Genomic DNA, 7,509 nt, shown 5'->3' with positions numbered 1-7,509 from the left:
GTCAAGGCCGCCGTGCTGAAGAACGGCGTCCACCAGGGCCACCGCTTCCCGGTGGAGCTGCCGCCGGTCGCGGCCCGGGAACTGGCCGAAGCCGTCGAGAAGATCGGGCGGGCGCTGCACGACGAAGGCTTCTTCGGCATGGTCGGCGTCGACGCGATGCTCTCCGCGGACGGCACGCTCTACCCGTGCCTGGAGATCAACGCCCGGTTCAACATGTCGACCTACCAGAGCCGGATCGCCGAGAAGTTCATCCCCGAGGGCCGGCACGCCATCGCGGCCACCTTCTCGCTCAAGCTGCAGCGCGAGCACACCTTCGCCGAGGTCGAGACCGCGCTCGGCGACCTGTTCTTCACCGGCGCCGGCGACACCGGCGTGCTGGTCAACAACTTCGCGACGCTCAACGCCGCGGCCACCGGCGAGGGCTCCTTCCACGGCCGTCTCTACGCGATCTGCGTCGGGGACTCGCCGGAGGAAGCCCTCGCCGTCCGGGCCGAGGCCGAGCGCCGTCTCGGCGTCATGGCAGGGGAAAACGCATGACCGACATCGACTACCCGGACCTCGCCGCGCGCTTCGGCACGCCGCTGTACGTCTACGACGGCGACGTCCTGCACGCGACCATCACCGGCCTGCGCGCGGTGCTGCACCCGGCGATCGAGGTGTTCTACTCGCTGAAGGCGAACCCGAACATCAGCGTCTTCGCCGCCCTGCACCACGGCGGCGCACGCGCCGAGGTCTCGTCCATCGTGGAACTGCAGACCGTGCTGAAGGCCGGCGCGCGGCCGGACGACATCATCTTCCTCGGCCCCGGCAAGAGCCAGGAGGAACTGCGCGCGTGCCTGGACACCGGCGTGTACGCAATCGTTTGCGAGTCCTTCGACGAGCTGGACGACATCGAACGGCTCGGCGCCGAACTCGGCCGGCAGCAGCGGGTGCTGCTGCGGATCAACCCGACCTGCGCGATCAGCGGGTCCCGGCTCACCATGGGCGGCAAGCCCCGCCAGTTCGGCATCGACGAGGCCCAGGTCCTCGCCGCCGGGCCGCGGCTGGCCGGGTACCGGCACGCCGACGTCGCCGGCATCCAGGTCTACATGGGCACGCGCATCCTCGACGCCGAGGTCATCGGCAAGAACACGCGCTACGCCCTCGACCTGGCCGAGCGGGTGGCCGCGGAGACCGGGATCCGGCTGGAAGCCGTCGACATCGGCGGCGGCCTCGGTGTCGCCTACTTCGAAGGCGAGGACGACCTCGAAGCCGCCGACGTGGCCGCCGAGATCAACCCGATGCTGGAGGCGTTCCACCGGGCGCACCCGGCGACCCGGCTGATCATGGAGTCCGGCCGGTTCCTGGCCGGCCGCGCCGGGGTCTACGTGCTCGGCGTCCGGTACGTCAAGGAGTCGATGGGGGAGCGGTTCGCGATCGCGGACGGCGGCACCCACCACCACATGGCGGCCGTCGGCATCGGCTCGTTCGTCAAGCGCAACTTCCCGGCCGTGCTGCTCACCCCGCGCGACGCCGGGGACGACACCGACGACACCGTCGAGCCGGGCCCGTGGACCGTCACCGGCCCGCTGTGCACGCCCAACGACACCCTGCTCAAGCAGGTGAAGCTGCCCGACCTGCGCGCCGGCGACCTGGTCGGCGTCCTGAACTCCGGCGCCTACGGGCCGTCGGCCTCGCCCGGGCTGTTCCTCAGCCACGGGTTCCCCGCCGAGGTGCTCGTCCGCGGGGGTGCGGCCTACCTGGTCCGCGACCGCGACGAGCCCGCGGACCTGCTGCGCAAGCAGCACCTGCACCAGCCCCTTACCGACAGCATGGGAAGTGAGCCGAGATGAACCGCACCGAGATCGTCAGCCACCTGGAGATCGCCCTGTCCGCCGTGCTCAACAAGGAGATCGGCGGCGTCACCCCGGAGCTGCGCCTGTTCGAGGACCTGGCGCTCGACTCCACCAGCGTCATCGAGCTGCTGATGAGCCTCGAGGACACGATCGGCCTCGAGATCGACCCGGACGAGCTCGGCCCGGAGGTCTTCCGCACGGTCGGCAGCCTGACCGACTACATCGAGTCGGCCTTCGCCAGGGCCGCCGCGGCGGTCTGAGCCATGTCCCTCCAAACGCTGGCGCCGCCGGGCCGGGCGGCGGTTCCCCCGCGCCCGGCCGGGGTGCACCTGAGCGGCGTGACGCACCGGGTGTTCACCGAGCGCGCCAAGCCGGTGTTCGGGATGCGCCCCGAGCTGGCGCGGCTCATGGTCGAGACCTTCGGCGCCGCGGCGGACCAGGAGGATTTCCTGGCCCGCACCGGCAACGGGTTCATCGAGATGACCGAGGCCCTCCTGGCCGACGCGGGCGGCCCGCTGCCGCCGTTGGACGCGGTGGTGCTCGCCTACCACTCGCCCGACCTGTACCACTCCGAGGTCGCCGGCTGCTACCTCGCCGGACGCCTGCCCGGGAACCCGGAACCGTGCTCGGTCGCGGGGCCGGGACCAGGTGCGGCGTTCACGGCGCTGCGCCTGCTGGACGGCCTGTGCCGGCTCGGCGAGGCGACCTCGGCGGCACTGCTGGTGTACGACCAGAACGCCGTCCTGTGGGACAGCGGCCACCCGGCCACCCACCGCCCGGACGCGGCGGTGCTGCTGCAGGCCGGCGCGACCGGCGACGTCGCGGTGACGGAGCTGGAGGAGGTCCGCCTCGGCGGGACCGGGCCGCACAGCGCCACCCTGGCGCTGGCGGACGTGCTGTACCGGCACCCGGGCGTGGCGGTGCTGGCCGGAGCGGGCCTCGCCAAGCGGCTCGCGGGCACGCCGTACGCCGGGCGCGTCGAGGCGGTGCCGGACCTCTGGTGCACGGGCGTGTGGGCGGGTCTCGCGCGTCGGTGGCCACTGGAGGAGCCGGTGCTGCTGGCCGACTTCGAGCCGGCGAGCGGCACGTTCTGCAGCTGCCTGCTCGTGCCGGGGAGGGAGCACTGATGGGCCCGCGGTTGCGCGAGCCGGTGCGGCCGGCGGACTTCGCGCCGGTGGTTGGCCCGTTCCGCGGCTGTCGCGTCGCCTCCCCGCCGCTCTCCGCGCGTGATCAGAAAGCCGACACGCGTGATTGGGAAGCCGACACGCGTGATTGGGAAGCCGACACGCGTGATTCGGGGGTCGACACGCGCGACCTGGGGAGGGGGCACTGATGGACACGGGGCTGTCCCGGGTCGCCGTGCGGCTGCCCGGCCGGGTCGAGGCCGTCGACGACGTGCTCGTGCGGTCGGGCGCCAAACCCCTGGAGCGGCGCATGTTCGGCCGCATCTACGGCCTGCGCGACAGCCCGGTGCTCGCGCCGGGCGAGCGGATGGCGGACCACCTGGCCGAGGCCGGGCGGGCCGCGCTCGGCGGCGGGCCGGCGAGCCTGGTGCTCTACGGCCACACCCTGCTCATCGCCGAGCTCGACCTGTGCGGCGAGTTCCCGGACCGGCTGCGCGACGCGCTCGGCCTGCCCGGCGTCCCGTTCTTCGGGGTGTCGCACGTGAACTGCACGTCGGTGCTGCGCTCGGTCGAACTCGCCCGGCGTTACCTGGCCCGGCCCGGCGCGGCCCCGGACGACCGGGTGCTCGTGCTCGGCGGCGACCAGGGCAGCGCCAGCGACCGCGGCCGCTACATCCCGGGCACCACCGTCGCGGGCGACACCGCGGCGGCCCTCGTGGTGGCGAACGGGCCCGCCCGTTACCGCTACCTCGGCGGCGCGAGCACCCGCGACACGCGGTTCCACCGCAGCCTGCGGATGACCAAGGAGGAGTTCACGCTCTTCGGCAAGGTCTGCTGCGAGCAGGCCGTGGCCGTGGTGGGCGCCGCGGCGCGGGACGCCGGCCTCGCCCTGTCCGATGTGGACTGGGTGCTGCCGGACCTGTCCAACCGGATGTTCTGGCGCACGTTCAGCGGGCTGTCCGGGTTCCCGTTCGAGAAGATCCCCCTGGACCTGGTCGCCGAGCGCGGCCACAACTTCGGGGTCGACTCTCTGCTCGCCCTGCAGCACGCCGACGCGGCCGGACGGCTGCGTCCCGGGCAGCGCTGCGCCCTGGTCTCCGTGGGCCAGGGCGCCTACTTCCAGTCGGTGATCGTCGAGGTCGTGGAGGAGAAGTGACCACCAGCCTGCTCGAATGCGAGCGAACCGCACGCAGCGACGGCCTCGCCGCCGGCCTCGCGCGGGCCCTGCCCGCCACCCCGGCCGACCGGCTGGCCCCCGGCCGGTACGCGGCCGTGCCCGCCGGCGCCGTCCCCGAGGGCGCCGAAGTGCGCACGCACAGCCTGGCCGACCGCGAGGACATCGTCTTCCTCGCCTGTCCCGGCCGTCCCCGCGAAGAGCGCGACGCCTACGAGCTGGCCGACTTCGGCCGGCACCTGGCCGCGGTCCGGCTGGGGGTGCTGCGCTCGGTGCTCGACCACGTCGTCGAGCACCTGTCGAACCGCACCAGCGGCGACGAACCGCTGATCCGCAAGCAGCTGATCGTCGGCGCGATGGGGGACGTGATGGCCGCGGTGGAACGGCTGCGCGCGCAGGTGCGCTCGCAGCGGCACCCGGTCGCCGTCGCCGACGTCCACCGCGAGCTGGACGAACTGGGCTGGCGGGTGGCCCAGCACCTCGGCGCCTCCGGCTTCCTCGCCACCTCACCCGCGCGGTCGCTCTACGTCTCGGCCCTGGTGGCCGGCACCTGGGTGGACCGGGAACCGGAAGGAGAACCGGCATGATCGAGCTGAGCGACCGCGTCCGCGCGGTCCGCGACCTGAGCCGAGAGGCGGCCGCCGACCTGCGGTCCCGCGCCCTGGCCATCGACGTCGACCCGGACGCGATGGACGAGCACTACAACTCGCCCGTGTTCGAGATGGTCCGGCAGGCCGACACACCGCCGCAGTACCGCGAGTCGCTGCCGTCGACGCCGTTGCTGCGCGCGATGGAACGCGGGTCGTGCCTGGAGAACGTGGCCGGGCTGATCGAACTGGCCCGCGGCGACGTCGGCGCGATCCTCGCCTGCCCGTCACCCGGCCTGGCCGGGGTGTTCGTCGAACTGCTCGGCACGCCCGAGCAGCAGGAGTGGTTCTTCACCCGGATGCACGGCGGCCGCCGCTGGTCGTTCTTCGCGATGACCGAAGAGGGCCGCGGCAACGACGCGACGGCGATGGAGACCCGCTTCGAGCGTGACGGCGACGGCTGGCGGCTTCACGGCGGCAAGTGCTACGTCGGCAACGCCGCCCGCGGCAGCGTCGGCGTGGTGTTCGGCCGCACCGGCCGCGGCGCGCTGTCGATCCGCGCGGCGCTGGTCGAGCTCCCGGCGCCGGGTTGGCACGGCGAGAAGCTCGAGATGATCGGCCTGCGCGGCGCCTACATCAGCAGACTGTCCTTTTCGGACGTCGCCATCCCCGCCGGCCGCATGCTCGGCGACCACCTGCCGGCGACGCGGCGGGGGATCTTCGCCGCCATCACGACGTTCAACCACATGCGGGTGCGGATCGCCGCGTCCGCCGTGGGAACGGCCCTCGCCATGGTCGAGTACGTGCTGGAGCATCGCAAGAACGCCCCCGGCGGCCAGCTCGCCCTCGCCCGCGCCGAAGCGGGCCGCGAGCTGGTGTACGAGGCGGCGGCGCGGATCGACCGCGACCCCGAGCGCGGCTACCTCTCCAGTGCCGCGAAGCTCGGCGCGATCGGGCTGGCGGTGGGCACCGCGCACTGGGCGTCCGCCGCACTGGGCCCGGCCGGCCTGATCGAGCACCCGCTGCTGGAGAAGTGGACGCGGGACGTGCACGCGTTCGAGTTCATGGAGGGCACCAGCAACATCCACCGCCTCCACGTGGCGCGCGGGTACCAGGCGGGAGACGCCGATGCCTGACCTCGGGATCGACACGATCGCGTTCGCCTCCGCCCGGCGCGAGGAGTACGTGCCGCTGTCGACGTTGCCCGGAGCCGCCGACCTGGTGCCGCCGGAACGGCTGGCCGCGGCCGGGATTCCGGTGTCGCGCTTGATGGTCCGGATCCCGGAGGACGACGACGTCGACGTCACCGCGCAGGTGCTGGCCGCCCTCGGGCCGCCCGCGGTGCCGCAGCCGCTGTTCTTCGTGCGTTCCGGGCCGCTGCGCGATCCGAACGTCGCCGCCCTGGCCGGGCTCGTGCACCGCAGCGGCTGGGAGGGCGAGGACATCGGCCTCTCGCACCTCGACGAGCTCGGCGGCACGGCCGTCTTCGGGCTCCTGGAGTGGGCGGTCGGCAGCGAGGCGACGGCGGTCATCTGCGACGAGCCGCTGTTCGCCGACGCGGACTGCGGCCAGCCACGGTTCGCCGCGGTCGGCGTCCGGGTGCGCCGCGGGGTCTCCCCGCTGGCTGTTTCCGGCTGCGGGGAGGGAAAACCCGCGTTGACCGGTGACCACCGGTTCACCGGCCGCGGCCCGTGCGACGCGTGGCTGGCGTTCTGCGCGGCAGTGGCCGAGGGGGTGGTCGCCGACGGCGAGCGCGTCCTGCTGCACACGCGCGGGCCGCTGCGCGAGGGCTGGTTGTCCCTGGTCGCGGTGGACGTCACCGCGTTGCGGCTGGTGCCCGCGGCCACTGTGGATCTGCTCGGAGGGAGCCTGCTCGGGGGGCGGAGTGGATGAGAATCGGCGTGGACCTGATGTCGATCCCGCGGTTCGCGGAGGTCGCGGCGCACCAGCGGTACCGGACGCTGGTCTTCACGCCGGTGGAGCTGGAGCAGGCCGCCCGGATGGGTGCCGAACGGTCCCTGGAACGGCTGGCCGGGCGGTTTTCCGTCAAGGAGGCCACGTGCAAGATGCTGGGCCGTGGCTTCGGCCAGGGCCTGCGCTGGCGTGACATCGAGGTCACCAACGACGACTGGGGAGCGCCGTTGGTGACGCTGGGCGGCGGAGCGGCGGAGATCGCGGAAGAAGCCGGCCTGGAGGAGATCGTGGTGACGCTGAGCCACCAGGCCGACCTGGTGGTCGCGGTCGCGGCGGCGGGGTGTGCCCGCCCGCCCCGCCCGTTCCGCCGCGCGGCGGCGCCCGCTCCGGCCGCTCCGGTCCCGGCTCGCTTCGACGAACTGGCGGCGCTGGCCGCCGACCTGTTCTCGGTCCCCCCGACCGAAGTGGCCGCCGCGGCGTCGTTCGCGGGCGATCTGGGGGTCACGTCGGTGGTGGTGATCGAGCTGCTCGCCCGGATCGAGCACCGGTACGGCGTCCGCATCCCGGAGGCCGGCATCTACCGGATGACCGACCTGCGGCGCACCTACGGCGTCGTCGCCGAGGCGGCCGGATGGTAGGGCGGGCAGGGAGAAGGGGCCTTCCGTGAGCGGAAGGCCCCTTCTCGTGTGCCGTCGGCCGGGGCGGCGGTGCCGGACTCAGGCGACCCGGCCCGGCCCGGCTCGGCTCGGCTCGGCTCGGCCCGGCTCGGCGAAAGGTCGCGAATGACTCATTCGGGACGTGGGAGAGCGAAGGGTTCCCGGCCAAGGGCGGCTGGGTGCTGACCGCGCTGGGCCTGCTCGGAGACGACACGGTGG

At 73.4% G+C, this 7,509-nt stretch carries 8 protein-coding genes and 1 pseudogene; all 9 read left to right on the top strand.

The window, feature by feature from the left end; all coding sequences use genetic code 11:
- Window positions 1-537 (top strand): annotated as a pseudogene (locus ACWDN5_RS45635) (ATP-grasp domain-containing protein); the annotation flags it as partial.
- Complete coding sequence (locus ACWDN5_RS45630) at window positions 534-1,832, top strand: type III PLP-dependent enzyme (RefSeq protein WP_449680668.1); 1,299 nt, start codon at window positions 534-536, stop codon at window positions 1,830-1,832. The pseudogene ACWDN5_RS45635 and the gene ACWDN5_RS45630, both read left to right, overlap by 4 nt.
- On the top strand, window positions 1,829-2,095 hold the full coding sequence (locus ACWDN5_RS45625; protein ID WP_310969771.1) for an acyl carrier protein: 267 nt from the start codon (window positions 1,829-1,831) through the stop codon (window positions 2,093-2,095). The genes ACWDN5_RS45630 and ACWDN5_RS45625 overlap by 4 nt, the downstream gene beginning before the upstream one ends.
- A 3-nt stretch (window positions 2,096-2,098) precedes the next feature.
- A complete protein-coding gene (locus ACWDN5_RS45620; RefSeq protein ID WP_310969772.1) occupies window positions 2,099-2,962 on the top strand; it encodes a hypothetical protein in 864 nt (287 codons plus the stop codon).
- A 205-nt stretch (window positions 2,963-3,167) separates the two neighbouring features.
- Window positions 3,168-4,115, top strand: coding sequence for a 3-oxoacyl-[acyl-carrier-protein] synthase III C-terminal domain-containing protein (locus ACWDN5_RS45615; protein ID WP_310969773.1), 948 nt, complete (start codon window positions 3,168-3,170; stop codon window positions 4,113-4,115).
- Window positions 4,112-4,720: an acyl-CoA dehydrogenase family protein gene (locus ACWDN5_RS45610; RefSeq protein WP_449680667.1), complete on the top strand. Its 609-nt coding sequence runs from the start codon at window positions 4,112-4,114 to the stop codon at window positions 4,718-4,720. The genes ACWDN5_RS45615 and ACWDN5_RS45610 overlap by 4 nt, the downstream gene beginning before the upstream one ends.
- Window positions 4,717-5,856 carry an acyl-CoA dehydrogenase family protein gene (locus ACWDN5_RS45605; protein WP_310969775.1) on the top strand — a complete coding sequence of 380 codons (1,140 nt, stop codon included), beginning with the start codon at window positions 4,717-4,719 and terminating at the stop codon, window positions 5,854-5,856. The genes ACWDN5_RS45610 and ACWDN5_RS45605 overlap by 4 nt, the downstream gene beginning before the upstream one ends.
- Window positions 5,849-6,613, top strand: a complete 765-nt coding sequence (locus ACWDN5_RS45600) for a hypothetical protein (RefSeq protein ID WP_310969776.1) — start codon at window positions 5,849-5,851, stop codon at window positions 6,611-6,613. The genes ACWDN5_RS45605 and ACWDN5_RS45600 overlap by 8 nt, the downstream gene beginning before the upstream one ends.
- Window positions 6,610-7,272, top strand: coding sequence for a holo-ACP synthase (acpS, locus tag ACWDN5_RS45595; RefSeq protein WP_310969777.1), 663 nt, complete (start codon window positions 6,610-6,612; stop codon window positions 7,270-7,272). The genes ACWDN5_RS45600 and acpS overlap by 4 nt, the downstream gene beginning before the upstream one ends.
- The last annotated feature ends 237 nt before the right edge of the window (window positions 7,273-7,509 follow it).

It is taken from the genome of Amycolatopsis sp. NPDC003731 (genome assembly GCF_053586895.1).
This window is presented reverse-complemented; position numbering and strand designations above follow the sequence as displayed.